Annotated in this window: 18 protein-coding genes; 8 read left to right on the top strand and 10 right to left on the bottom strand. The window is 70.7% G+C overall.

Annotated features, from left to right (window positions below; all coding sequences use genetic code 11):
• Positions 1-16 precede the first annotated feature (16 nt).
• Complete coding sequence (locus NUG21_RS20045; protein WP_263391829.1) at positions 17-880, top strand: EamA family transporter; 864 nt, start codon at positions 17-19, stop codon at positions 878-880.
• Between the two features lie 200 nt (positions 881-1,080).
• On the opposite strand, the gene NUG21_RS20050 is transcribed toward NUG21_RS20045, so the two are convergent.
• Positions 1,081-2,406, bottom strand: a complete 1,326-nt coding sequence (locus NUG21_RS20050) for a GTP-binding protein (protein ID WP_263391830.1) — start codon at positions 2,404-2,406, stop codon at positions 1,081-1,083.
• A 75-nt stretch (positions 2,407-2,481) separates the two neighbouring features.
• Between NUG21_RS20050 and NUG21_RS20055 the strand changes: the two genes are divergently transcribed.
• Positions 2,482-2,865: a MerC domain-containing protein gene (locus tag NUG21_RS20055; RefSeq protein ID WP_242084905.1), complete on the top strand. Its 384-nt coding sequence runs from the start codon at positions 2,482-2,484 to the stop codon at positions 2,863-2,865.
• Between the two features lie 390 nt (positions 2,866-3,255).
• Here the strand turns inward: NUG21_RS20055 and NUG21_RS20060 are convergent, their stop codons facing one another.
• The 3 genes from NUG21_RS20060 to NUG21_RS20070 all read right to left on the bottom strand — a co-directional run bounded on the left by NUG21_RS20060 (position 3,256) and on the right by NUG21_RS20070 (position 5,303).
• Complete coding sequence (locus NUG21_RS20060) at positions 3,256-3,927, bottom strand: single stranded DNA-binding domain-containing protein (RefSeq protein WP_263391831.1); 672 nt, start codon at positions 3,925-3,927, stop codon at positions 3,256-3,258.
• Between the two features lie 94 nt (positions 3,928-4,021).
• Positions 4,022-4,540, bottom strand: coding sequence for a c-type cytochrome (locus NUG21_RS20065; protein WP_160946985.1), 519 nt, complete (start codon positions 4,538-4,540; stop codon positions 4,022-4,024).
• A gap of 154 nt (positions 4,541-4,694) precedes the next feature.
• The gene (locus NUG21_RS20070) at positions 4,695-5,303 is read right to left on the bottom strand and encodes a TetR/AcrR family transcriptional regulator (protein WP_160946984.1); all 609 of its coding nucleotides are present in this window, start codon (positions 5,301-5,303) and stop codon (positions 4,695-4,697) included.
• 132 nt (positions 5,304-5,435) lie between these two features.
• Between NUG21_RS20070 and NUG21_RS20075 the strand changes: the two genes are divergently transcribed.
• From NUG21_RS20075 to NUG21_RS20090, 4 genes are all read left to right on the top strand, one after another.
• Complete coding sequence (locus tag NUG21_RS20075; protein WP_263391832.1) at positions 5,436-6,599, top strand: isovaleryl-CoA dehydrogenase; 1,164 nt, start codon at positions 5,436-5,438, stop codon at positions 6,597-6,599.
• A 109-nt stretch (positions 6,600-6,708) separates the two neighbouring features.
• Positions 6,709-8,319, top strand: a complete 1,611-nt coding sequence (locus NUG21_RS20080; protein ID WP_263391833.1) for a carboxyl transferase domain-containing protein — start codon at positions 6,709-6,711, stop codon at positions 8,317-8,319.
• A gap of 961 nt (positions 8,320-9,280) precedes the next feature.
• Complete coding sequence (locus tag NUG21_RS20085; RefSeq protein ID WP_263391834.1) at positions 9,281-11,290, top strand: acetyl/propionyl/methylcrotonyl-CoA carboxylase subunit alpha; 2,010 nt, start codon at positions 9,281-9,283, stop codon at positions 11,288-11,290.
• 78 nt (positions 11,291-11,368) lie between these two features.
• A complete protein-coding gene (locus NUG21_RS20090; RefSeq protein ID WP_263391835.1) occupies positions 11,369-12,109 on the top strand; it encodes a DUF6065 family protein in 741 nt (246 codons plus the stop codon).
• Between the two features lie 7 nt (positions 12,110-12,116).
• Here NUG21_RS20090 and NUG21_RS20095 read toward each other — a convergent pair whose 3' ends face one another.
• Positions 12,117-12,497: a hypothetical protein gene (locus NUG21_RS20095; protein ID WP_019797888.1), complete on the bottom strand. Its 381-nt coding sequence runs from the start codon at positions 12,495-12,497 to the stop codon at positions 12,117-12,119.
• A 3-nt stretch (positions 12,498-12,500) separates the two neighbouring features.
• Complete coding sequence (locus NUG21_RS20100; protein WP_263393128.1) at positions 12,501-12,698, bottom strand: excalibur calcium-binding domain-containing protein; 198 nt, start codon at positions 12,696-12,698, stop codon at positions 12,501-12,503.
• Between the two features lie 1,193 nt (positions 12,699-13,891).
• Between NUG21_RS20100 and NUG21_RS20105 the strand changes: the two genes are divergently transcribed.
• Positions 13,892-15,238: a hypothetical protein gene (locus NUG21_RS20105; RefSeq protein ID WP_263391836.1), complete on the top strand. Its 1,347-nt coding sequence runs from the start codon at positions 13,892-13,894 to the stop codon at positions 15,236-15,238.
• Positions 15,239-15,549: 311 nt separating this feature from the next.
• On the opposite strand, the gene NUG21_RS20110 is transcribed toward NUG21_RS20105, so the two are convergent.
• Together NUG21_RS20110 and NUG21_RS20115 are read right to left on the bottom strand one after the other, a co-directional pair.
• Complete coding sequence (locus NUG21_RS20110) at positions 15,550-15,960, bottom strand: hypothetical protein (RefSeq protein WP_019796134.1); 411 nt, start codon at positions 15,958-15,960, stop codon at positions 15,550-15,552.
• A gap of 14 nt (positions 15,961-15,974) precedes the next feature.
• Positions 15,975-18,671, bottom strand: coding sequence for a bifunctional acetate--CoA ligase family protein/GNAT family N-acetyltransferase (locus NUG21_RS20115; RefSeq protein WP_263391837.1), 2,697 nt, complete (start codon positions 18,669-18,671; stop codon positions 15,975-15,977).
• Positions 18,672-19,289: 618 nt separating this feature from the next.
• Between NUG21_RS20115 and NUG21_RS20120 the strand changes: the two genes are divergently transcribed.
• Positions 19,290-21,128 carry a monovalent cation:proton antiporter-2 (CPA2) family protein gene (locus tag NUG21_RS20120; protein ID WP_242082920.1) on the top strand — a complete coding sequence of 613 codons (1,839 nt, stop codon included), beginning with the start codon at positions 19,290-19,292 and terminating at the stop codon, positions 21,126-21,128.
• A gap of 551 nt (positions 21,129-21,679) precedes the next feature.
• On the opposite strand, the gene zwf is transcribed toward NUG21_RS20120, so the two are convergent.
• Together zwf and NUG21_RS20130 are read right to left on the bottom strand one after the other, a co-directional pair.
• On the bottom strand, positions 21,680-23,461 hold the full coding sequence (gene zwf, locus NUG21_RS20125; protein ID WP_263391838.1) for a glucose-6-phosphate dehydrogenase: 1,782 nt from the start codon (positions 23,459-23,461) through the stop codon (positions 21,680-21,682).
• Entirely contained in the window at positions 23,458-25,245 is a 1,788-nt protein-coding gene (locus NUG21_RS20130) for a glycoside hydrolase family 15 protein (RefSeq protein ID WP_263391839.1), read from the bottom strand. The genes zwf and NUG21_RS20130 overlap by 4 nt, the downstream gene beginning before the upstream one ends.
• Positions 25,246-25,273: the final 28 nt, after the last annotated feature.

Raw genomic sequence — 25,273 nt, forward strand, 5'->3', positions numbered from 1 at the left:
GATCCGGATCCTGCGTGTGGTCTTCGTCCTGTTGAGTGTGGTGTGCAGCGTGCTGGTCTCGGCGCTGCTGAAGCTGGCGCCGCAGCGGCGCATCGACCTGGCCCAGGCGGTGACCTGGAACTACCTGGCGGCGCTGGCGCTGTGCGCGGCCCTGCTGCACCCGCCACTGGCCGCGCTGAAAGACGCGCATACGCCATGGGCGGCGCTGCTGGCCCTGGGCGTGCTGCTGCCGGGCATCTTCCTGGTGCTGGGCCGCGCGGTGGCCAGCGCGGGCATCGTGCGCACCGACGCCGCGCAACGGCTGTCGCTGCTGCTGTCGCTGGCAGCGGCCTTCCTCTGGTTCGGCGAACGCGGCAACGCCGCCAAGCTGGCCGGCCTGGCGCTGGGCCTGCTGGCGATCGCCGGTATCGTGCGGCGGCCTGAGCCGGCACCGCACGGCGCCGCACGCACCGCGCCGTGGCTGCTGCTGGTGTGGGTCGGCTTCGCCGCGATCGACGTGCTGCTCAAGCGCATCGCCCAGGCCGGCACGCCGTTCGCCGCCTCGCTGCTGGTGGCCTTCGCGCTGGCCTTCGTGCTGCTGCTGGGCGTGCAACTGTGGCGCCACCTGCGCGGCACCGCGCCGCTGGCCTGGCGCAACCTCGGCGCCGGTCTGCTGCTGGGCGCGCTCAACTTCGGCAACATCCTGTTCTACGTGCGCGCGCACCAGGCCCTGCCGGACAGCCCGGCCAGCGTGTTCGCGGCGATGAATCTGGGCGTGATCGGCCTGGGCACCCTGCTCGGCGTGGCCGTCTTCGGCGAACGCACCAACCGCTGGAACCGCCTCGGCCTGCTGCTGGCGGTGCCGGCGATCGTGCTGATCGCGCTGGGTGCGCGCGGCTAGTTCTCAGCGCCCACTGCGCATCCAACTCGCGAGTGACGAATCCCAATCGCCTCGGCGCATCCACACGGAAACGGAGCGCCGCAAACGAGGCTACACCGGGACCGCCCCTGTCTTTTTGATCGTTTGACGCAGGCAACACCCTCAGCGCCCGCGCCCCGCTCTTACGATTCCCCAATCCCGAATCCCGAATCCCGGCCCCATCAGCGCCTCCACACCGGGAACGGATCCTGCAGCCCCTGCCAGGCCACCGGCCCCTGCCGCAGCTCGGCATCGTCGAGCAGGCAGGCATCGAGTTCGGCACGCACGCGCGCCGTGTCCAGGCCGACGCCGATCACCGCCAGTTCCTGGCGGCGGTCGCCCCACAGCGGATGCCACATGGCGCGCAGCGCCGCGTACTCGCGGGCATCGCCGACCTCCTCGGCCTGCGGCGGCGGCGCATTCCAGCATGCGGTCTGCTGCCGCTGCCAACCCAGTTCGGTGTACGGCAGCGGCGACGGCGGCAGCACCAGCGGCGTGTCCAGCAGGCCGCAGTCCACGCGCTCGCGTGCCGCGTACCAGAATCCGGCGGCCTGGGTCTGGGTGGCCGCGCCGACGATGGACAGTTCGCCGACCCAGTCCATGCGGCTGGCCAGCCAGAAGAAGCCCTTGCTGCGGATCACGTCGCGCAGGCCGCGCTGCGCCAACCGCGCGAAGCGCAGCGGGTGGAACGGCCGGCGCGCGCGATAGACGAAGCTTTCGATGCCGAACTGTTCCGTCTCCGGTGCGTGCTCGCCGCGCAACGCCTGCATCCAGCCCGGCGCCAACTGCGCGCGCACGAAGTCGAAACGACCGGTGTCCAGCACCAGCTCCAGCGGCAGGTCGCCGCGGCTGGCTTCGACGATGCGCGCATCGCGGTTGAGCGCGCGCAGCACCGCGCGGGTGCGGTCGAGGGTGGCCGCATCGGCCAGGTCCGCCTTGCTGATCACGATCACGTCGGCGAACTCGATCTGCTCCACCAGCAGGTTGACCAACCCGCGCTCGTCGTCGGCCGCGGCCTGCAGACCGCGGTCGGCCAGGCGCTCGGCCGAGCCGAAGTCGCGCAGGAAGCTGACCCCGTCGACCACGGTGAGCATGGTGTCCAGGCGCGCGACATCGGCCAGGCCGCGGCCGTCGGCATCGCGGACGGCGAAGGTGGCCGCCACCGGCATCGGCTCGGAGATGCCGGTGGATTCGATCAGCAGGTAGTCGTAGCGCCCGCTGTCGGCCAGGCGCTGCACCTCCTGGCGCAGGTCGTCGCGCAGGGTGCAGCAGATGCAGCCGTTGCTGAACTCGACCAGGGTCTCTTCGGTGCGGCTGAGCGCTGCGCCACCGTCGCGGATCAGCGCCGCGTCGATGTTGACCTCGCTCATGTCATTGACGATCACCGCCACCCGGCGGCCATCGCGGTTGTGCAGCACGCGGTTGAGCAGGGTGGTCTTGCCGGCGCCAAGGAAGCCGGACAGGACGGTGACGGGGAGGCGGCGATCGGAAACGGCGGCGTTGGACATGGCGGGCATCGGCGCGAAGGCGTGGCGAGCGAGAAATGTTACTATATAACACTTGATGCGTTGGAGTGACCGCCCATGAAATCCCTGCCGCAATCCTTCTTCGATGCCTCGGCGATGCTGTTGTCCGGGCTGTGCCTGCTGCACTGTCTGGCCTTGCCGTTGCTGGCCGCGGCGTTGCCGCTGTTCGGCGTCTGGGCCGAGGCCGAGTGGGTGCACGTGGTGTTCGTGGCGATCGCCGCGCCGTTGGCGGGGTTGGCGCTGTGGCGCGGGCACCAGCGCGATGCGCTGCCCTGGCCGCTGTGGACGCTGGCGGCGCTGGGGCTGCTCGGTCTGCTGGCCGGCGCCTTCGGCATTCCCGACGAGGCCAGCGAGACCGCGATGACGGTGAGCGGGAGCCTGGCCCTGGCCAGTGCGCACCTGTGGAACTGGCGGCGGCATCGGCGGCGTTGCAGGCATTGAGCGTGGGATGCGCTGCGTAGCGCGCTGTCGCTCAAGGCGGTGATCTGGCGCGCGGCGCAGTGCGCATTTGGCTTTCGCTGTTGCTTTCGCTGTTGCTTTGGCTGTTGTCTCTGCTGTTGCCGTTGCTCTGGCTTTTGACTTATCGGGTTCCCTTCCGCAGCGGCGGATGGACCGGGGAAACACCCGAAGGGCGGCGCACAGGGATGTGCGCCGTTCGCGGCAGGGGCAGGATGCCCCTTCCGCGAATCCCCGGTGCATCCGCGGACCCGGAGCGCGTAGCGCGGAGGGCGCAAGGCAGGGCGCGCTTTCTTTTGGTTACCTTTTCTTTGCGCGAGCAAAGAAAAGTAACTCGCCCGTTAGGGCGAAAGCCTCTGCTGTTGCTTCAAGCTTTCATGTCGGACAAAAAGAACCGGATGTCGGAGCCGGCGCACCAAGCGTGCCCAGCCGCAGCCCGCGCCGCGCATTGTCGGCGACGACCCCCGCCTGCTCGGCGCTGCCGGGCGCGGCTACTTCGCTGGGCTGCCACAGGCGCCCGCCGAAGGCCACACCCAACTCGCCGGTCTTGCCCAGCGCATCGTTGTCGACCACGGTCAGCGGCGCGGCGATGCGCACGCGCATGCCGGCCAGCGCCGACCAGTCGGCCGGTGCCGCGTCGAGCACCTGCAGCGGCAAGGGCTGCGCCCGCGCCAGCACGGTGTGGCCCTGCTCCAGCACGCTGCGCCCGAAGAGGGCCGTACCGGCCTTGGCCGATGCCGCGGCCTGCGGCGCCAGTTCGCCCCACACCCGCACGCGATCGCCGGGTGCGAGGCTGCGCTCGGCATCGCCGCGTACCAGCAGCGCGTCGGCGGTGAGCGGATCGTCGTCGCCGGCGTCCTGCACCAGGTAGCCGCTGCCGCCGGCCTCCACCCGCGCGGTGACCACGCCCTCGAATACCACGCCCTGCGCCTGCGGACCCGGGCGCAACTGCCCGATCGGCAGCAGCGTCGGCGGCGTCAGCGCCTGCGCGGCGGGGGCTGCGACCAGCAGCAGCAACGACAACAACGATGGCGGCGGCATGCGCATGCGATCACTCTCCTTGTTTGGCGCCGGCACGCGACGGGCGCGGAAACGACTGCGCCGCCCGAAGGCGGCGCAATGGCGTGCGGGAGGCGCAAGGTTACTTCAGGTTGGCCAGCATCCAGTCCACGGTGGCGTGGATCTGCTCCTCGGTCAGCCCGGGATTGCCGCCCTTGGGCGGCATGATGCCGCCGTCGGGGCCGGTATAGCCTTCGATGGCGTGCTTGTAGAGCGTGTCCTTGCCCTGCGCGATGCGCTTGTCCCAGTGCGCGTGGTCCAGCGTCGGCGCCTTGCCTACGCCCGTGGTGTGGCAGGCGGTGCACAGGTTGTTGAAGATGGTCTTGCCGTCGGTGGTGCCGCCGTAGGCCGCCTGCGCCGAGGCCTTGGCCAGTGCCGCCGCCTGGGCGGCGGCCTGCGCCGCGGCGCCGGTGCTGCCGGCGTAGACCGCGCCGACCGGGGCGATGCGCTCCTCGGTGCGCTTTTGCGCAATCGGCGACACCTCCGGGGGGATGGCCCGCTGCAGGTAGTGCGCGAACACGATCAGGCCGAGGGTGATCAGCACCAGCAGGCCGATCACCATCGAGAAGCGCTTGAGAAATTCGAGGTCGTAATTCCGCACATCACACCCCTTTGGCACGTGGTAATCCGGACCACCGCTACGCGGCCGAGTATAGCCAGCGTTTGCGCCGCGCGGCACGCCGCGATGGCACGGAATCGCAGGCGATGCGTGCTGCATCGCAGCAGTTCGGCGCAGGCGACGCGGTCGATCTCACTCAGGCGCTGCCCACCGCGCGCAGGCAGAACCCGCACACCGCCTCGACCAGCCGCTCGCTGTCGCGCGGGCCGTCGCGGCTGGGCGCGGTCGGGCCGACCAGGGCCTCGGTGTAGGCGCCGACCAGGCATGCCGCCGCCGCCTCCAGGTCCTGCGCGGGGAACTCGCCGGCGGCCACGCCGTCGGCCAGGATGCCCTTGAACACGTCGCCAAGCAGGCGCCGGCAGCGGATGCGCTCGGCATCCACCTCCGGTTCCACCGGCTCGGCGATGAAGGCGTAGGCCAGACCGGGGCCGGCCAGGGCGCGGCGCACGAACGAGGCGATGGCATCGCGCAGGCGCTGCGCAGCCGGCGCCGGCGCGGCGGCGATGGCGCGCAGGATGGTCAGCTCGTGCTCCACCGCCGCGGTCAGCACCTCCACGAACAGTTCGGCCTTGGACGGGAAATGCCGGTAGATCAGCCCGGTGGAGACCCCGGCCTCGGCCGCCACCGCGGTCACCGGGGCACCACGGAAGCCGTCGGCGGCGACCAGCCGACGCGCCGCCAGCAGGATCCGCTGGCGGTTGCCGGCGAGGCGTTCTTCCATCAGGGCGGAGCGTTTGTAGGCCATGGCGTGATTCTAAGTTCAATTAATGAATTTCTGTTCACTTCTTTGTCGTTCCCGGCTACGCTGGGCGCTCTTGCCCGGCGCGGGTCCGATTCTAGGCGCCGCCGGCCACCCGCCATCCCCGGAGCTGCCGCCATGCTGATGCCGTCGTTGAATTTCGAGTTGGGCGAGGAGGTCGACCTGTTGCGCGACAGCGTCGCCGCCTTCGCCGCGCGCGAGATCGCGCCGCTGGCCGAGCAGGCCGACCGCGACAACGCCTTCCCCGCGCCGCTGTGGCGCAAGCTCGGCGAACAGGGCCTGCTCGGCCTCACCGTGGAGGAGGAGTACGGCGGCAGCGCGATGGGTTACCTGGCGCACGTGGTGGCGATGGAGGAGATCTCGCGCGCCTGCGGCGCGATCGGCCTGTCCTACGGCGCGCATTCGAACCTGTGCGTGAACCAGCTGCGCAAGAACGCCAGCCCGGCGCAGAAGACGCGCTACCTGCCCAAGCTGTGCAGCGGCGAGCACGTCGGCGCGCTGGCGATGAGCGAACCCGGCGCCGGTTCGGACGTGGTGTCGATGAAGCTGCGCGCCGAGGCGCGTGGCGACCGCTACGTGCTCAACGGCAACAAGATGTGGATCACCAACGGCCCCGACGCCGACGTGCTGGTGGTCTACGCCAAGACCGACCCCAGCGGCGGCGCGCGCGGCATCACCGCGTTCGTGGTCGAGAAGGGCATGCCCGGCTTCAGCACCGCGCAGAAGCTGGACAAGCTCGGCATGCGCGGCTCCAACACCTGCGAACTGGTGTTCCAGGATTGCGAGGTGCCGGCGGAGAACGTGCTGGGCGAGGTCGGCGGCGGCGTGCGCGTGCTGATGTCGGGCCTGGATTACGAACGCGTGGTGCTCTCCGGCGGCCCGCTGGGGCTGATGGCCGCGGCGCTGGACGTGGTGCTGCCCTACGTGCACGAGCGCCGCCAGTTCGGCGAACCGATCGGCAGCTTCCAGCTGATGCAGGGCAAGCTGGCCGACATGTACGTGGGCCTCAACGCCTGCCGCGCCTACGTGTACGCGGTGGCGCGCGCCTGCGACGCCGGCCGCACCACGCGCCAGGACGCCGCCGGCGCGATCCTCTACGCCGCCGAGAAGGCGACCTGGCTGACCGGCCAGGCGATCCAGGTGCTGGGCGGCAACGGCTACATCAACGACTATCCGACCGGGCGCCTGTGGCGCGACGCCAAGCTCTACGAGATCGGTGCGGGAACCTCGGAGATCCGCCGCATGCTGATCGGCCGCGAGTTGTTCGAGCGGACCAAGTGATGCGCGGCGAAAGAGGTATCGGCCCACAGGTCGTTCCGACGCCATCGCGTCGGGGCTGAAGCCCCTCCCACATCAGCTGCCTGTCCTTTCCTTCTCCTACGGTTCTGCCATGAGCGCGATCCAGACCCATTTGCAACCCGGCAGCGATGCCTTCGCCACCAATGCCGCCGCGCTGCGCGCGGTGGTCGACGACCTGCACGCCACCCAGGCACGCATCGCCCTGGGCGGCAGCGAGGCCGCTCGCGCCAAGCACCAGGCGCGCGACAAGCTGCTGGTGCGCGAGCGCATCGACGCCCTGCTCGACCCGGGCAGCGCGTTCCTGGAGATCGCGCCACTGGCCGCGCTGGGTCTGTACGACGATGAGGTGCCGTGCGCCGGCGTGGTCGCCGGCATCGGCCGCGTCTCCGGCGTGGAGTGCGTGATCGTCGCCAACGACGCCACGGTCAAGGGCGGTACCTACTACCCGATCACGGTGAAGAAGCACCTGCGCGCGCAGGAGATCGCCCAGCAGAACCGCCTGCCGTGCATCTACCTGGTCGATTCCGGCGGCGCGTTCCTGCCGCTGCAGGACGAGGTGTTTCCCGACCGCGACCACTTCGGCCGGATCTTCTACAACCAGGCCAACCTGTCGGCGCAGGGCATCGCCCAGATCGCCTGCGTGATGGGCTCGTGCACCGCCGGCGGCGCCTACGTGCCGGCGATGAGCGACGAGACGGTGATCGTGCGCGAGCAGGGCACGATCTTCCTCGGCGGCCCGCCGCTGGTGAAGGCCGCCACCGGCGAGGACGTCAGCGCCGAGGACCTGGGCGGCGCCGACGTGCACACGCGCATCTCCGGCGTGGCCGATCACTTCGCCGACAACGACCTGCAGGCGCTGGCGCGGGTGCGCGCGATCGTCGCCCAGCTCAACTGGCGCAAGCCTGCCCCGCCGCTGGCCCTGCGCACGCCGGAACCGCCGCTGTATCCGGCCGAGGAACTGTACGGGGTGATCCCGGCCGACCCGCGCAAACCCTTCGATGTGCGCGAGGTCATCGCGCGGGTGGTGGACGGCTCGCGCTTGGACGAATTCAAGGCGCGCTACGGCACCACGCTGGTCACCGGCTTCGCGCACGTGCACGGCTATCCGGTCGGCATCGTCGCCAACAACGGCATCCTGTTCTCCGAATCGGCGCTGAAGGGCGCGCACTTCATCGAGCTGTGCGCGCAGCGCGGCATCCCGCTGGTGTTCCTGCAGAACATCACCGGCTTCATGGTCGGCCGCAAGTACGAACACGGCGGCATCGCCAAGGACGGCGCCAAGCTGGTGATGGCGGTGGCCTGTGCCAAGGTGCCCAAGTTCACGGTGGTGATCGGCGGCTCGTTCGGCGCCGGCAACTACGGCATGTGCGGCCGCGCGTACTCGCCGAACTTCCTGTGGATGTGGCCGAACGCGCGCATCGGGGTGATGGGCGGCGAGCAGGCCGCGAGCGTGCTGGCGACAGTGCGTCGCGACGGCATCGCGGCCAAGGGCGGGCAGTGGTCGGACGCGGAGGAGGCGGCGTTCAAGGCGCCGATCCGCGACCAGTTCGAGCGCCAGGGCCATCCGTACTACGCCAGCGCGCGGCTGTGGGACGACGGGGTGATCGATCCGGCACAGACGCGGCGGGTGTTGGGGCTGGGGTTGTCGGCGGCGTTGAACGCACCGGCGGAGCCGAGCCGGTTCGGGGTGTTCCGGATGTGAGCCGGCGCATGCGCTCGCGGTGGAAGGCGCGTTCGCGCGGGGATCGGCGGTGGTCACGCAGGTGGTCGCTGGCGATGCCGGGGCTAGTGTGCCCGGCGGTGGAGTCCACGACCGGCTCCGCGGACGCGCTCGCTGCAATGGCCTTCGCTTTTGCTCCTGCTTTTGCTCCTGCATTTGCTCTTGCTCTGCCTTTGACTTACCGGGCCCCCTCGGCGCGGCAGCCACGGCGGGCGAATACCCGAAGGGCGACGCGCAGGATGCGCGTCGTTTTTCGCCGGCACATGGATGTGCCGTCGAAAAATGCCCGTCGTGGCTGCGGACCCGGAGCGCGTAGCGCGGAGGGCGCGCTGCGGGGTGTGCTTTCTTTTGGTTACTTTTCTTTGCACAAGCAAAGAAAAGTAACTCGCCGCCAGGCGAAAGCTTTGCTCTTGCTCTTGCTGCAAGGGCAACGACCGCTGGATCGTAGGAGCGGCTTCAGCCGCGACATGCACTACCGATCATGTGGGTCGCGGCTGAAGCCGCTCCTACAGTTCTGCTCGTCTGACACTCAAACTTGGAGCAACAGCAAAAGCTTTCGCCCTTGCGGGCGAGTTACTTTTCTTTGCTCGCGCAAAGAAAAGGTAACCAAAAGAAAGCGCGCCCTGCCTTCGCGCCCTCCGCGCTGCGCGCTCCGGGTCCGCGTCCATCGCGGGGATCCGCGGAAGGGGCATCCTGCCCCTGCCGCGGACGGCGTACATCCATGTACGCCGCCCTTCGGGTTTTTCCCCGCGACGGCCGCCGCTACGGAAGGGAACCCGGTAAAGCAAAAGCCTGAGCAAAAGCCAGAGCACAGCAACAGCGAAGGCAACGGCAACGGCACCGGCAACGGCAACGGTGGAAGCCTCGCATGCAGCAGCGTGCGTCTCGCCCATCTTCGCTCAGCAACCGCAGCACCCCTGACCTAATCTCCAGGCATCCGACCATGGCCACCCCCGACCTGCCGACCTTCGACAAGATCCTGATCGCCAATCGCGGCGAGATCGCCTGCCGGGTGATCGCCACCTGCCGCACGCTCGGCATCGCCACCGTGGCCGTGTACTCCGATGCCGATCGCGGCGCCCGCCACGTGCGCCTGGCCGACGAGGCCGTGTACATCGGCGCCGCGCCGGCACGCGAGAGCTACCTGCGCGCTGAGCGCATCCTCGACGCCGCGCAACACAGCGGCGCGCAGGCCATCCATCCCGGTTACGGCTTCCTGTCCGAGAACGCCGAGTTCGCCGAGGCCTGCGCCGCGCGCGGGGTGGTGTTCATCGGGCCGCCGCCGGCGGCGATCCGTGCCATGGGCGACAAGAGCGCGGCCAAGGCGCTGATGCAGGCGGCCGGGGTGCCGCTGACGCCCGGCTACCACGGCGAGCGCCAGGATCCGGAATTTTTGCGCGCGCAGGCCGCGGCCATCGGCTACCCGGTGCTGATCAAGGCCAGTGCCGGTGGCGGCGGCAAGGGCATGCGCCGGGTCGATGACGACGCCGACTTCGACGCCGCGCTCGCCGCCTGCCAGCGCGAGGCGCAGGCCGCGTTCGGCAACGCGCACGTGCTGGTGGAGAAGTACGTGCTGCGACCGCGGCACATCGAGATCCAGGTGTTCGGCGACACGCATGGCGAATTGGTCTACCTGTTCGAGCGCGACTGCTCGGTGCAGCGCCGCCACCAGAAGGTGCTGGAGGAAGCACCCGCCCCTGGCATGGACGAGACGCGGCGTGCGGCGATGGGCCAGGCCGCGGTGGAGGCCGCGCGCGCGGTCGGCTATGTCGGCGCCGGCACCGTGGAGTTCATCGTCGCGCCCGATGGCGCGTTCTACTTCATGGAAATGAATACCCGCCTGCAGGTGGAGCATCCGGTCACCGAGTGCATCACCGGCACCGATCTGGTGGAGTGGCAGTTGCGCGTGGCGGCCGGGCAGCCGCTGCCGCAGCGCCAGCACGAGCTGGCGATCCGCGGCCATGCGCTGGAAGCGCGGCTGTACGCCGAAGATCCGGCGCGCGGCTTCCTGCCCTCGATCGGCACGCTGCAGCACCTGCGCCTGCCCGCCGCCGATGCGCATACCCGGGTCGATGCCGGCGTCGAGCAGGGTGATGTGATCGGCCCGCATTACGATCCGATGATCGCCAAGCTGATCGTGTGGGATGTGACCCGCGAGCGTGCGTTGCGGCGCATGCAGGCGGCGCTGGCTGCGTGCCAGGTGGTCGGCGTATCGACCAATGCCGCGTTCCTGCAACGCCTGGTCGGCACCGCCGCGTTCGCGCAGGCGGACCTGGACACCGCGCTGATCGAGCGCGAGCACACCGCGCTGTTCGACACCCCCGCGCCGCCCAGCGACGCGCTGTGGAGCCTGGCGGCGCTGGCCTGGCAACTGCACGAGCACGCGCCGGCCGCGCACGCCGACGATCCGCACTCGCCGTGGGATCTGCGCGACGGCTGGCGGCTGGGTGCGCCGGCGCCGCGTGCGCTGACCTTGCAGCAGGGCGACACGCAACGCACGCTGCACCTGGCCGCGCACGCCGGCGGCTGGCGGATCCACCCCGCGCAGGCGCAGGACGCGCTGGAGGCGAGCGGCCAGTTGCGCGACGGGCGCCTGTCCGCGTTTCTCGGCACGCAGCGAGTGCAGGCCGATGCGGTGTTCGCCGGCACGCAGCTGCACCTGTTCGTCGACGGCCACGGCTACCTGTTCGAACGCCACGACCCGGTCGCCGATGCCGACCAGCCGGCGCTGGAAAGCGGCGGCCTGACCGCGCCGATGCCGGGACGCATCGTCGCCCTGCTGGTCGCGCCCGGCACCCAGGTGACCCGCGGCACGCCGCTGCTGGTGCTGGAGGCGATGAAGATGGAGCACACCCTGCAGGCGCCGGCCGACGGCACCGTGCAGGGCTTTCGCGTGCGCGAGGGCGAGCTGGTCGGCGACGGCGTGGCGCTGCTGGATTTCGAAGCGGTGTGAGCGCAAGCGCCGCGCCGTGGTCGCCAAGACCGGGGCGAGGCGTCACACTCGGCGCTGGTCCATCGTCCTGCCTGCGCCATGAAGCTCACTGCCCACGTTCTCGACGGCCACACCCTCGACGTGCGCCCGGCACCGCGCGAGCGGCCGTGGATGGACCGCACCGCCGAGCGCTACGCCTACCGCTGCCTGCCGCTGGACATCGCCAATGCGCACGGCTGGGAACTGCTGTGCCAGACCGCGTTCGAGGCCGAGTGGAACGGCGGCAACGCGCTCGACGACCTGCGCGTGCAGCCGGCGCCGGGCACGCACGCGCCGGCGGTCAGCCACTTCGGCTACGGCGTGCTTACCTTCCACGTGCCGTGCCTGTTCCGCACCGAGGCCGGCGTGGACCTGTACGTCACCGCGCCGGTGAACCGGCCCAAGGACGGCATCGCCGGGCTCACCGGGCTGATCGAGACCGACTGGAGCCCGTACACCTTCACCATGAACTGGCAGTTCACCCGGCCCGGCCGGGTGCGGTTCGAGGCAGGCGAGCCGTTCTGCCACTTCTTCCCGGTGCAGCGGCGGGTGCTGGCCGAGACCGAGCCGCGCTGGCAGCCGCTGTCGCAGACGCCGGAACTGGAGCGCGAACACCAGGCGTGGATGCACAGCCGCGGGCAATTCCTGCACGACCTGGAACAGCCCGACTCCGACGCCACCCGCGCAGGCTGGCAGCGCAGCTATTTCCGCGGGCCGGCGCCGGGGCAGTGCCCGGCCGGCGTGGAGCACCGGGTGAAGCTGCGGCTGGCGCCGTTCACCCGCAGCGAGGACGCGGAGTGAGCGTGACTCAGCGCGCGTGGCGCTGGCGCACCCTGGTGGACAGGCGGAACACGCCGTAGGCCAGCAGCATGCCCAGTAGCCCGGCAACGGCATGCGCCCAGTCGAACACGCGCGGGCCGATACCGCCGACCTGGTCGCCCCACAGGTTGAACAGCACCAGGACGATGGCGGTGAGCGCCAGCCCGGCCAGGAACGCGGCGCGGTTGGCGCCCAGTGCGTAGAACAGGAACGGCAGCCCCAGCCCGACCAGGAAATGCACCGGGAAGAAGTACACCGAACCGTATGGCCGCAGCAGCGACCAGACGATGGCGGCGAACACCGCGACGAAGGCGAACAGGCCCAGCGACAGCGCGCGGGTCTTGGCGGGGGGAAGGCGTGGCTCGGTCATGCGTCACCTGCAGGCAATCGCTGACCGTAGCCGAGGGCGGGTCACGGTCCGGTCAAGACCCTGCGCAGCGCACGCGGCTACCGGTCCTCGGCGCGCGCGCCGGCACCACTGCCGTTCGCACGGCACGCCGTCGTGGTTGCCGTCCATCTCCACGCCCGGGCAGTGCTGCAGGACGTACACCGCTTCGGCGCAGGAGGTCATCTGCGCGCAATGCGTGCGGCCGTCGCGCTGGAACGTGGGCACCGTCGCGGGCGTGACCGGTGCAGTGGCCGTTGGCGAAGTGCGCGATGGTGGCGCCGTCGGGGTGGCGCGCGGTGCCGCCACGAAGCGCGGCGCCGCATAGGCGGCGCGAGCGCGAACACCGCCAACAGCATCCAGCACGCCGCGCCAGCGGCCGCGACGCGCGCGTGATGGGGCGACCGCGCGTACCGGATGCCCGGTGCGCGGCCAGGCCGCATCACCCGCAGGGCCCGCGGCCGTCCCTGCGCGTCATGTTCCAGATCGAAGGAGATCAGCTCGCCCACGCGCGGCGACACCCCATCGGCAGGGAACGCCGCGCGTTGCACTTCCACGTCGGTCTCGCGATGGACCACGCGTCGCCGCCCGCAGCCGCGCGCTTCGTCCCACTGGATCAAGGTCCCGTACGTGCGCATGGCTCACCGCAAGAAGTGCATCGCCGCGATGGACACCGCCGTGCCCGGTGCGTCCACTGCCCCTATCGCACCTGCCTGCTTCCGCCAAGCGCACCCCCGTGCAGCATGCCACGGCCGCGCTGTCCGCGCCGGCAGGCCGCAACCGCTGCATGGAGGCGGGCTGCGTCGGCACACCGCCTCGTCCGCTCGCCGCTGCAGCGCCGGCGCGCGCAACTGTCTACCACCGGCTGCGCGGCGCTCGCTAGAGTCCGAAGCGTCGAGCAACGCCGACGCCCGCACACCGCGCGGCGCTGGCGATCGGCGCGCAACCCGGCATCGCGGCCGCCGCATGGCGCCGCCCCTGCAGCATTCGTCCCCCGATGCTGCCTGCCGGGCCCGCGCGTTTCCCCCACGCTCGACGCAACGGGGTCGTTCAACGCAGTTGCCTTCCACACGGGGTCAGGAGAGCGACATGGACATGTCTTCGGCCCGCTAGGCCGTTTCCACCGCATCGCCGCTTCCACCGCATCGCGTCCGCGCGGCGGCGGTGGACGCTGCACCTCCCAACGCGTCTCCCGCTTCGTCTGCGCGCGCAGGCGGATGCGGACGCCCGTGCCTGCGGCGTGGCCCTGGCGCGGCGGGAGTCCCTTCATCGCGGTCGCGCGGCAGCGCGGGCGTGCGGCCGGTCCGGGGCCAGGGGATGTCCGGACACAGGACGCGGCATCGCCCGCACGCATCGACGCACACGACCGGAGGTCCATCATGCATCCGTCCCACACGCGCACCCTCGCCATCGCCGTCGCGCTGACCCTCGCCAGCGCCGCCGCCTCGGCCGGCCGGTTTCCCGATTTCGGCTACGCGCCGCCGTCCACCTACAAGGGGCCGCTGTTCCAGCTCAGCCAGGACTATCCGCAGCAGCCGCCCAGCGGCCCGTTGCCGGCCTTCTTCCAGAAACTGCCCAAGCCGCTGACCAACAACTTCGAGGCGTGGCGCGGCTATGCCGACGCGGTGAAGGCCTACTGCCTGGAAGGCAACGTCGAAAGCGACTGGTACGTGCAGAACAACAAGGTGCGGCGCTGGTACCACGCGCCCTGGCAGCACTATGGCCCGCTCGGGCGCGAAGGCGTGCATGGGCTGACCAAGGAAGCGCAGATCCAGGTCAAGCAACTGGCCCCGACCCAGCTCACCTCCGGGCAGACCTTCGCGGTCGGCATCTATAACGATGTGGGCGCCTACACCTTCGGCCAAGTGTGGAAGGATCCGCAGAACCCGGATCCGAGCTTCACCACCAAGCCCAACACCTTCCGCGACGGCACCGTGGTGTGCAAGGCGCTGTTCGCCGACGTGGACCTGAGCCAGGTGCCGTTCCTGCAGAACCCGGTGCTGTGGAACGCCTGGGTCACCAACAGCTTCAAGTCCGCCGACCGCGCGTTCAAGCAGGTGGCGCTGATCCAGATGGACTTCGCCGTGCGCGACAGCCGCGTGCCCGGCACCGGCTGGATCTTCGGCACCTTCCAGTACAACGGCGCGGTCAGCGGCAAGCCCGGCTGGCAGAACCTGGTGCCGGTGGGCGTCATGTTCGGCAACGATCCGCAGAACACCGGCGACACCTACACCAACAAACAGCCGACCCAGACCCGGATCAACCCGAACATCCTGCAGTCGGCGATCAACGCCAACGTGAAAGAACTGCCGCCGACCCACCTCGGCTGGAACGGCCGCCTCAACGGACCGGTGGACAACCCGATCAGCTCCTGCATGAGCTGCCACATGACCGCCGAATCGCCGCAGCTCTCGCCGATGAATCCGACCTTCCAGGCGCCGGACAAGGTGCCGCCGGTCGGCTCCAAGGAATGGATGCGCTGGTTCCAGAACGTCCCGGCCGGGCAGCCCTTCGACGCGGCCGCCAAGAGCACCGACTACAGCCTGCAGCTGGCCGGCGGCATCGCCAACTTCTACGACTGGAAGTGCACCCAGGACGGCGTGTTCGTCAGCGGCGGCAACCTGTGCGAGCAGAGCAAGACCTCGCTGAAGCTGATGCGCTCCACCACGCCGCCGCCGACCGTGTACCCGGTCGAGCGCGGGGTGAGCAACCAGGAACTGGAGTAACCGTCACCGCGCCTTGCCTGTCGCGCGCCGCTCGACGGCGCCGGCAGGCGCGGCCTGCGCAGAGCGCGGCGAACGACGCAGGGATGCGTGGCGTCAGGCGTGCCGGCGCCTGCGCTCGCTCAGCCGACCTGCTGCCCAACCTTCGCGACTCCTCCTGCAGGACGTGCGTGGCGATCCCCTTCTCGCGTAGCAATCGACGCGCGCGCAGCAGCGTGTCGCCGTCGTAGTAGCGCGCGATGTACTTCATGATCGTCGCTGAACCCATGGGGAGCGGTGCCGATGAGCGCTGCGGCCTGCGCGGTCTAGGCCACTTACAACGCGCACGAGCTCACCCGCGCCGCCAGGATGAAGGGCACCTTGCCCAGGTCGCCAAGGCCCTCGACATCGAACGCATACACGCCCTTGGCCACGAGCGTCAGTTGCCCGTCGCGCGCGAGGTTGAAGGTCAGCATGTCGACGTCGACGGGGTGGTGCGCGCCGTCCAGGTAGAGCGAGCCGTCGATGTAGCCGGCGTGCGGGTTGCGCGGGAAGTCGAAGCGCTGGCCGGCCAGATCGCCGAGCCGGAGCGACGGCAGCGCGATGCCGTCCAGGCGGATCGCCGTATCCACGATCTCGCCGTCACGCAGGAACGGGCGCAGCAGGATTTCCAGCGCGGCAGCATCCGGCAAGCCGGACAGGATCGCGTGGCGCGGCTGCAGGACGCTGGGCGAGAACGTCGACATCGCGGCGGCACCCGTCAGTGTTGCGCCACCGGCAACACCACGTCCATCAGCGTGGCGTCGTCCGGATCCGGCGTGGCCTTGAAGCCGAGCTGCTGGCACATTGCCAGCATGGTGCGGTTCTCGCGCAGCACCTGGCCTTCGACCACCTTGAGGCCGAGCCAGCCGGCGTACTCGATCATGATCCGCATCAGCTGCCAGCCGATGCCGTGGCCCTTGAGGTCGGAGCGGATCAGGATGCCGTATTCGCCGCGATCGTAATCGGCATCGGCATGCAGGCGCACCGCACCGAGCATGTCGCCGCTGCGCGGCTCGATCGCCACCAGCGCGATCGAGCGTGCGTAGTCGAGCTGGGTCAGGCGCGCGATGAACTCGTGGCTGAAATGCTTGACCGCCTGGAAGAAGCGCAGGCGCAGGTCCTCGTCGGTGACGCGGGCGAAGAAGCTGCGGAACAGCGCATCGTCCTCCGGCCGCACCGGGCGCACCAGCGCGGTGCTGCCGTCGTTGAGCACGATGCGCCGCTCCCACTCCTTGGGATACGGGAAGATCGCGAAACGCGGATGGCCGCGGCCCTTGTGCAGGCGCCGCGACGGCGCCACCGCCACCCGCGCGTCGACCGCGATCACCCCATCGCGGTCGGCCAGCAACGGATTGATGTCTAGTTCGCGGATCTCCGGCAGGTCGGCCGCCAGTTGCGCCAGCTTGACCAGCACCATCGCCACCGCGCGTTCGTCGGCGGCCGGCACGTCGCGGTAAGCCTTGAGGATGCGGCTGACGCGGGTGCGGCCGATCAGTTCGTGGGCCAGGCGCAGGTCCAGCGGCGGCAGCGCCAGCGCCTTGTCGTCGATCACCTCCACCGCGGTGCCGCCGCGGCCGAACACGATCACCGGGCCGAAGGTCGGATCGTCGGCGATGCCGGCGATCAGCTCGCGCGCCTTCGGCCGCAGCAGCGAGGGCTGCACCAGCACGCCGTCGATACGCGCATCCGGACGTGCGGCGCGCGCGCGGGCGAGGATGCCCTCGGCCGCGTCGCGCACCGCCTCCACGCTGACCAGGTTGAGGCGCACGCCGTCCACGTCGGACTTGTGCGGGATGTCGGCCGAATGGATCTTCACCGCCACCGCCGAGCCCTGCGCCAGCATCGGCGCGGCCACCTGCGCCGCGGCCTCGGCATCGGCGGCATGCGCCACCGCCGCGGTGGGAATGCCGTAGGCGGCCAGCAGCCGCGTGGTCGCCAGCGGATCCAGCCAGGTCTGCCCGGCGGCCAGCGCGGCATCGACGATGCCGCGCGCGGCGGCGGCGTCGAAGGCGAAATCGTCGGGCAGACTCGGCGGCGTTTCCATCAGCGCCGCCTGCGCCTCGCGGTAGCGCACCAGGTGCATGAAGCCGCGCACCGCGTCGGCCTCGGTGGCGTAGGTGGGGATGCGCGCGGCGTTGAGCGTGGCGGTGGCGCTTTCGTCGTTGCCTAGCCACACCGCGAACACCGGCTTGTCGCGGTGGTGGCGCGGGCGCTGGCCGAGGATGCGGGTCAGCGCCTGCGCCGCGTCGGCGGAGGAGGTGAACGCGGTCGGCACGTTGACCACCAGCACCGCGTCGTTCTCCGGATCGTCCAGCAGCGCACCGGCGGCGGCGGCATAGCGCTCGCCGTCGGCGTCCACCACGATGTCCACCGGATTGCGGTGCGACCACTCCTGCGGCAGCGCCGCGTCCAGCCGCTGCTGGATGGGCGCCGACAGTGCGGCCAGGGTGCCGCCGAGATCGGCCAGGGTATCCACCGCCAGGCGGCCGACGCCGCCGCCGTTGCTGAGGATGGCCAGGCGCCGGCCGGGGAAGGTGCTGAGCCGGCCCAGCGTCTCGGCCGCGGCGAACAGTTCGTCCAGCGCGCGTACCCGCAGCAGGCCGGCACGGGCGAACGCGGCGCCGTACACCGCATCGGAACTGGCCAGCGCCTGCACGTGGGTGTCGGCGTTGGGATCGATGCGCAGCTGCCGGCCCGACTTCACCACCACCACGGGTTTGGCACGGGCGGCGGCGCGCGCGGCGGACATGAACTTGCGCGCATCGCGAATATCTTCGACGTAGAGCAGGATGGCGCGGGTGCGGTAGTCGGTGGCGAAGTAGTCGAGCAGGTCGGCGAAGTCCACGTCCAGCGCATCGCCCAGCGAGACCACCGCGGAGAATCCGACCGCGCGCGCCACGCCCCACTCCACCAGCGCCGCGGCGATGGCGCTGGATTCGGAGATCAGCGCCAGGTCGCCCGGCTGCGGGCAGTGCGCGGCGATGCTGGCGTTGAGCCGCGCATGCGGGGCGATCACGCCCAGGCAGTGCGGACCGAGGATGCGCAGGCCCTTGGCGCGCGCGGCGCTCTCCACCCGCGCCGCGGCCGAGCCCGGCCCGCTGCCGAGCCCGGCGGTGAGGATGATCGCCGCGGCCACGCCGCGCCGCGCGGCGATCGACACGATGCGCGGCACCATCCGCGCCGGCGCGGTGATCACCACCAGGTCCGGCACCCAGGGCAGATCGGTGAGGCGGCGCACCGTGGGCACACCATCGATCTCGCGGTAGCGCGGGCTGACCCAGCCGATCTGCCCGGGAAACCCGGCCGCGCGCAGGCTGCGCACCACCGCGCGCCCGGCCGAGCGCTCGCGCGGGCTGCCGCCGACGATGGCGACCGAGGCGGGGCGGAACACGGACTGCAGGTGATAGGTGCTCATGGCGGCGGCAGAGGCGAGCGAATGTGCTAACGGTACACGGCTGGCCGCGGCGCGGGGATGATCCAGGTCATCGATGCGGTGGTGCAGCCGATGCAGCGTCCGCGGCGGCAGGGGTCGCTGTTGCGATGCCGACATCCGCGCGTCGCGGCTGAAGCCCCTCCCACAGGGGCGTCGGTCGGCTGCCCGGTGCTCACGGCTCGCGTGTGTCGCTGGCTCCAGAACGGCCCCGACCGCGGCACGTCATTCCTGTGGGAGAGACTTCAGGGCCCCTCGCATCAGCGGTGTTCGCCGCGCATAGCGCTCTCGTAGGAGCGGCTTCAGCCGCGACGAGGCTCTACCGGTAAGGCACGGTCGCGGCTGAAGCCGCTCCTACGCGTGTGCGCTTGTGCTTGCTCGAGGGCGCCCTTCGGGCGCGACGCGACCACGCCAGCAGGCCAGGCGACAGGGCAACCCGGCGCTCCGGTCAAGGCGCCCCCCTCCACGCGAAGGCCCGCAGCACCGCTGCCTATATCCGCCCCCGACCTCTAGGATGCGCGGCGCCCAGCCGACACCCGCACACAGCCCGGGTCAGCAGACGGTCGCCTTGGCGGCCGCATAATGCGCCGATGGAGACGACTCGTGCATAGCGGCGGCCTGGAACTGGCGCTGGTGCTGCTGCTGGCCGCGGTGATCGCGGTGCCGGTGTTCAAGCGGCTGGGCCTGGGCGCGGTGCTGGCCTACCTCGCCGCGGGCGTGGTGCTGGGACCGGACGGACTGGGCTTCGTGCAGGACACCGAGCGCATCCTCAACGCCGCCGAGATCGGCGTGGTGATGCTGCTGTTCCTGATCGGCCTGGAGCTGTCGCCGGCGCGCTTGAAGGTGATGCGGCATGCGGTGTTCGGCGCGGGCTCGGCGCAGGTGGCGCTGACCGCGCTGCCGCTGGGTGCGCTGGCGCTGTGCATGGGCCTGAACTGGAAGAGCGCGCTGGTGATCGGCCTGGCGCTGGCGCTGTCGTCCACCGCGGTGGGCCTGCAGCTGCTGGCCGAGCGCAAGGCACTCAACAGCGACTACGGCCGGCTCGGCTTCGCCATCCTGCTGTTCCAGGACCTGATCGCGATCCCGCTGCTGGCCGCGGTGCCGCTGCTCGGCGGCGCCAAGAACGACACCCTGACCTGGGCGGAAGTGGGCCAGGCGCTGGGCGCGCTGGCGCTGGTGGTGGTGTGCGGGCGCTTCGTGCTGCGCCACCTGTTCCGCACGGTGGCGCGCACGCGCATGCCCGAGGTGTTCACCGCCAGCGCGCTGCTGGTGGTGCTGGGCACTGCCTGGTTCCTGCAGAAGGCCGGCCTGAGCCCCAGCCTGGGCGCGTTCCTGGCCGGCGTGCTGCTGGCCGATTCGGAGTTCCGCCACGAGCTGGAGGCGCAGATCGAGCCGTTCCAGGGCCTGCTGCTGGGCGTGTTCTTCATCGCCGTGGGCATGGGCATCGACCTGGACCGCATCGTCGCCGAGCCGTGGCTGATCGCCGGTGCGGTGGCCACGCTGCTGCTGGTCAAGTTCGCGCTGCTGGCCGGCATCGGCCGCGTGCTGCGCCTGCCCTGGCGCAGCGCGCTGCTGCTGGGCAGCCTGTTGTGGCTGGGCGGCGAGTTCGCCTTCGTGGTGTTCACCGAGGCGCAGCGCGTGCGCCTGCTCGACGATGCCACCCACGACCGCCTGGTCGCGGTGGTCGGCGTGTCGATGGCGCTGACGCCGCTGCTGCTGATCGGCATGCAGCGCCTGCTCGGCGGCAGCGAGGCCGGCAAGGGCAAGCAGCCACAAACGCCGGCAGCGCAGTACGACACGGTGGAGACGCAGCGCGCGCAGGTGCTGATCGCCGGCATGGGCCGCTTCGGCCAGATCGTGGCGCGCCTGCTGACCGCGCAGCGCATCCCGTTCGTGGCGCTGGAGCACAATCCGGACACGGTGGAGGACCTGCGCCGCTTCGGCAACCAGCTCTACTACGGCGACCCCAGTCGCCCGGACCTGCTGCGCGCGGCCGGCAGCGACGGCATCCGCCTCTTCGTGGTGGCGATGGACGACCCGGAGACCAACATCAAGACCACGCGGCTGATCCGCCGGCTCTACCCCAACGCCAGGGTGCTGGCGCGCGCGCGCAACCGCCAGCACGCCTGGCGGCTGATGGACCTGGGCGCCGAACCGTTCCGCGAGGTGTTCGCCTCCAGCCTGGAACTGAGTGAGCAGGTACTGCTCGGCCTGGGCCTGGATGCGGCCACCGCACGCGACCGCATCGCCCGCTTCCGCGAGCACGACACGCAACTGTTGCGCGCCCAGCACCTGGTCTACGACGACGACGCGGCGGTGGTGCAGACCGCGCGTGCGGCGCGTGCCGATCTGACCCAGCTGTTCGAGGCCGACGTCAACGATCCAACGGCCGGGCCGGCGGAGACGACGGGCGCGACAGGCGCGGAACAGCAGCGCAGTTGATGCGGGTGGCTTGGATGCTGCGGCCGGAGCCACGCGGCCAGCGGTGTCGCAGGCGTGCGCTGCGTGATGTGCGCTCGTCGCTGCAGACGGCGGCGGTCATGGTGGGCATGTCATCGTCGCGCTCGACGGATCGCGATTGGGTACTGACCAATCGCCAAGCAGCGCACTCATTACAGCGTGGTTCGCGTGAAGGGCACCTCCCATAACGCGTTATTGCCGCGGCTGGGCATGATGTATCGCGGCGATTGCAGGAGCGGCTTCAGCCGCGACGAGCATTCCCGATAATGCCTGTCGCGGCTGAAGCCGCTCCTACGAGGGGGGGTTCGACGGCTTCCGCCGCGGTGACGCAGCGCACTGCCATGCCGACGCGAAGGCTAATGCTGGGTGCACGCGCTAGTTCCGCACGCCGCCAATCCTTGCATTGTGGGAGGGGCTTCAGCCCCGACTGCAGGAGCCAGCCGCCATCGCTGCGCCGCTCCTCCTGACATGGAAGCATCTCCCCGAGCACTGGCGCTCACGCCAGCGCCCGGGGCACCGCTTCAGCGCTTGCTTCAGCGCTTTCGTGCGGGACGCTTCGCGGCGCTGCTGGGCGCACGCTTGACGGCCTTTTTCGCGGTGCGCTTGGCGACCTTCTTCGCCGCCTGCGTCTTCGCTGGCGCCGCGGCGGGTTTGGCCCTGGTCGACTTGCGTGCCTTGGGCGAAGCGGACGCATCGGCCGCCTTGGCCCCGCTGCGCTTCGGCGCCGGCGTCACCGGCCGGGTCTCGGTCGTGGCGCCGGCCTCCGGCGGGCGCCGCGGCGGCGGGCGACGCCCGGCGGTCAGGGTGCGCCAGGTGTGGCCGCCGTTGAGCGCCAGCAGCGCGTCGGCCGCCGCCGGGCCGGCGCTGCCGGCCGGGTACTGCGGGGTTTCGTCGGCCGAGGTCTGCCAGGCATCGAGGATGGGCTGCACGATGGTCCAGGCCGCCTCGACCATGGTCGCGTCCTGGAACAGGCCGGCCTCGCCGTGCATGCAGTCCTGCAGCAGGCGTTCGTAGCCCACCGTGTATTCCTTGGGAAACCAGTCGCGGTAGCGGAAGTCCATGCGCACCGGCGCCAGGCTGACCCGTGCGCCCGGGCGCTTGACGTCGAACTGCAGCGAGATGCCCTCGTCGGGCTGGATGTGCAGCACCAGCCAGTCCGGGCCGTATCCCCCGATCTCGGCGCTGCGCAGCGGCGCCAGCGGCGCCGGCTTGAAGCGGATCGCGATCTCGGTGGTGCGCTCGCGCAGGCGCTTGCCGGTGCGCAGGTAGAACGGCACGCCGGCCCAGCGCCAGGTATCGACCTGCAGCTTCATCGCCACGTAGGTCTCGGTGTTGGAATCCGGCGGCACCGTGTCTTCCTCGCGGTAGCCGGGCACCGCGTTGCGGCCGATCGCCCCGGCCGCGTACTGGCCGCGGACCACGTCGGCGGGACTCAGCGGCCGTACCGCCTCGATCACCTCGGCGCGCCGGCGCAGCATCGCCGCCGGGGTGAACGCCGCCGGCGGTTCCATCGCGATCATCGCCAGCAACTGGAACAGGTGGTTGGGCACCATGTCGCGCAGGCAGCCGGTGGGATCGTAGAAGCCGCCGCGGCCTTCCACGCCGATGGTCTCGGCCGCGGTGATCTGCACGTGGTCGATGCGGTCGCGGTTCCACACCGGCTCGAACAGGCCGTTGGCGAAGCGGAAGGCGAGGATGTTCTGCACCGTTTCCTTGCCGAGGAAATGGTCGATGCGGAACACCTGGTCCTCGTCGAGCACGCGGCCGACGATGGCGTTGAGCTCGCGCGCGCTCTGCAGGTCGTGGCCGAACGGCTTCTCCACGATCACCCGGCGCCAGCCGCCGTTGGTACTCTGCTTGACCAGCCCGGCCGCGCCCAGTTGCTCGATCACCGGCGCGAAGAAGCGCGCCGCGGTGGCCAGGTAGAACAGCACGTTGCCGCCGGTGCGGTACTGCGCGCCGATCTTGTCCAGCAGCCCGCCCAGGCTGCGATAGGTGCCGGCGTCGTTGAAGTCGCCGCGCAGGTAGTGCAGGCGCGAGCGCAGCCAGCCCCATACCTCTTCGTCCAGGCCGTCGGCCTTGAACTCGGCGTCGCGGTCGGCCATCAGCCCGCGCATCGCATCGCCGAGCATGCGCCGCCACGCCACTTCGCTGACCGCGCCGTGGTCCACGCCGATCACCGCGAATTCCTCGGGCAGCGCGCCGCTGTGGCGCAGGTTGTACAGCGCCGGCAGCACCAGGCGGCGGGTCAGGTCGCCGCGGGCGCCGAACACCACGATCAGGCAGGGAGGGGTGGTCTGGGAGGCATCGCTCATGGATGGGTATCCTGTTCGCCGATCAAGCCATGCAGGCGCAGCGCCGCGTGGACCAGCGCCACGTGCGAATAGCCCTGCGGGAAATTGCCGAGCATGCGGCCGCTGCGCGGGTCGTATTCCTCGGCCAGCAGGCCGACGTCGTTGCACAGGCCGAGCAGGCGTTCGAACAGCGCCTGCGCCTGCTCGCGGCGGCCGAGCAACGCATAGTTCTCCACCAGCCAGAAGCTGCAGGCGACGAAGGTGCCCTCGCCGGCCGGCAGGCCGTCGCCGCTGCCGTCGGCGCGGTAGCGCTCGACCAGCCCGTCGATGCTGAGGCGTTCGGCGATGGCGTCGGCGGTGGCGGCCACGCGCGGATCGTCCGGCGGCAGGAAGCCGACCAGCGGGATCAGCAATGTCGCCGCGTCCAGCCGCTCGCTGCCGTAGCTCTGCACGAAGTAGCCGTCGCGGTGCACGCCCTGCGCCAGCACCTGCGCGTGGATCTCGTCGGCCAGCGCGCGCCAGTGAGCGCGTTGCGTGGCATCGGCGTCGGTGACGCCATCGCGCGCGCCGCAGTCGAACGCCAGCCACGCCATCACCTTGGAATGCACGAAGTGCTGGCGCTTGTCGCGGATCTCCCAGATGCCTTCGTCCGGCTCGCGCCAGCGCTCTTCCAGCACCTCCAGCAACTGCCGCGCCAGCGAGCGGCCATGCACCGCCGAGGCCATGCCCTCGTGGTGACCACGGTGGAACGCGGCGATCACCTCGCCATAGACGTCGAGCTGGAACTGGCCGACCGCGGCATTGCCCACGCGCACCGGCGAGGCGCCTTCGTAGCCGGGCAGCCATTCCACCTCCCATTCGGACATGCGCCGCTCGCCGCCGATGCCGTACAGCGCCTGCAACTGGTCCGGCGACCCGGCCACGGTGCGCTGCAGCCAGCCATGGAAGGCGGCGGCCTCGTCGAAGTAGCCGGCCGCACGCAACGCGGTGAGGGTGAACACCGCATCGCGCAACCAGCAGAACCGATAATCCCAATTGCGCTCGCCGCCCAGGCGCTCGGGCAGCGAGGTGGTCGGCGCGGCGACGATCGCGCCGGTGGGCAGGTAGCTCAGCCCCTTCAGCACCACCAGCGAGCGCCGCACCGCCTCGGTCCACGGGCCGGCATCCAGGCAACGGTGCGACCAGCCGTGCCAGAACGCCTCGGTCTGCGCCAGCGCCTGTTCCGGCTCCAGCAAAGGCGGCAGTTCCAGGTGCGAGGCGCCGTGGCTGAGCACGAACCAGGTGCTCTCGCCGGCCTCCAGCACGAACTCGGCCTCGGTGGCGAAGCCGTGGCCGTGCATGGCCTGCGGGCTGCGCAACGCGATCTGGTCCGGCCCGGCCACCGCGTGCAGGCCGCCGTCGATCTGCGACACCCAGGGAATGGTGCGCCCGTAGTTGAAGCGCAACTGCAGCTGCATGCGCAGCGGCACCCGCCCGTGCAACCCGCGCACGATCCGCACCACGTGGTTGTGCAGCACTTCGTCGTGGCTGGCGACCATGAAGTCCAGCAGCGCCACCGCGCCGGTGTCGGTCTCGAACCGCGTCTCCAGCACCAGGCTGCCGTCGCGGTAGGCGCGGGTGCTGGTGAAGGCGCCCTGCGGCGCGATCGCCCAGCGGCCGTGGTCGGGTTCGCCGAGCAGGGCGGCGAATAACGCGTCGGAATCGAAGCGCGGCAGACACAGCCAGTCGATCGAGCCGCAACGGTCCACCAGAGCCGCGCTGCGGCAGTTGCCGAGCATGGCGTAGTCTTCGATTCGCGAGGCCATCGTGGGCGCCGGGGCGGAGGAGCCGCGA

Origin of the sequence: Xanthomonas sp. CFBP 8445 (assembly GCF_025666235.1) — a bacterium.
GTDB lineage: Bacteria > Pseudomonadota > Gammaproteobacteria > Xanthomonadales > Xanthomonadaceae > Xanthomonas_A > Xanthomonas_A indica.

Coding starts and splice junctions, on each gene's coding strand:
- NUG21_RS20050 (WP_263391830.1), bottom strand. CDS start 2,406: ATGTCCAACGCCGCCGTTTCCGATCGCCGCCTCCCCGTCACCGTCCTG.
- NUG21_RS20055 (WP_242084905.1), top strand. CDS start 2,482: ATGAAATCCCTGCCGCAATCCTTCTTCGATGCCTCGGCGATGCTGTTG.
- NUG21_RS20060 (WP_263391831.1), bottom strand. CDS start 3,927: ATGCGCATGCCGCCGCCATCGTTGTTGTCGTTGCTGCTGCTGGTCGCA.
- NUG21_RS20070 (WP_160946984.1), bottom strand. CDS start 5,303: ATGGCCTACAAACGCTCCGCCCTGATGGAAGAACGCCTCGCCGGCAAC.
- NUG21_RS20075 (WP_263391832.1), top strand. CDS start 5,436: ATGCTGATGCCGTCGTTGAATTTCGAGTTGGGCGAGGAGGTCGACCTG.
- NUG21_RS20080 (WP_263391833.1), top strand. CDS start 6,709: ATGAGCGCGATCCAGACCCATTTGCAACCCGGCAGCGATGCCTTCGCC.
- NUG21_RS20085 (WP_263391834.1), top strand. CDS start 9,281: ATGGCCACCCCCGACCTGCCGACCTTCGACAAGATCCTGATCGCCAAT.
- NUG21_RS20090 (WP_263391835.1), top strand. CDS start 11,369: ATGAAGCTCACTGCCCACGTTCTCGACGGCCACACCCTCGACGTGCGC.
- NUG21_RS20095 (WP_019797888.1), bottom strand. CDS start 12,497: ATGACCGAGCCACGCCTTCCCCCCGCCAAGACCCGCGCGCTGTCGCTG.
- NUG21_RS20100 (WP_263393128.1), bottom strand. CDS start 12,698: ATGACCTCCTGCGCCGAAGCGGTGTACGTCCTGCAGCACTGCCCGGGC.
- NUG21_RS20105 (WP_263391836.1), top strand. CDS start 13,892: ATGCATCCGTCCCACACGCGCACCCTCGCCATCGCCGTCGCGCTGACC.
- NUG21_RS20110 (WP_019796134.1), bottom strand. CDS start 15,960: ATGTCGACGTTCTCGCCCAGCGTCCTGCAGCCGCGCCACGCGATCCTG.
- NUG21_RS20115 (WP_263391837.1), bottom strand. CDS start 18,671: ATGAGCACCTATCACCTGCAGTCCGTGTTCCGCCCCGCCTCGGTCGCC.
- zwf (WP_263391838.1), bottom strand. CDS start 23,461: ATGAGCGATGCCTCCCAGACCACCCCTCCCTGCCTGATCGTGGTGTTC.
- NUG21_RS20130 (WP_263391839.1), bottom strand. CDS start 25,245: ATGGCCTCGCGAATCGAAGACTACGCCATGCTCGGCAACTGCCGCAGC.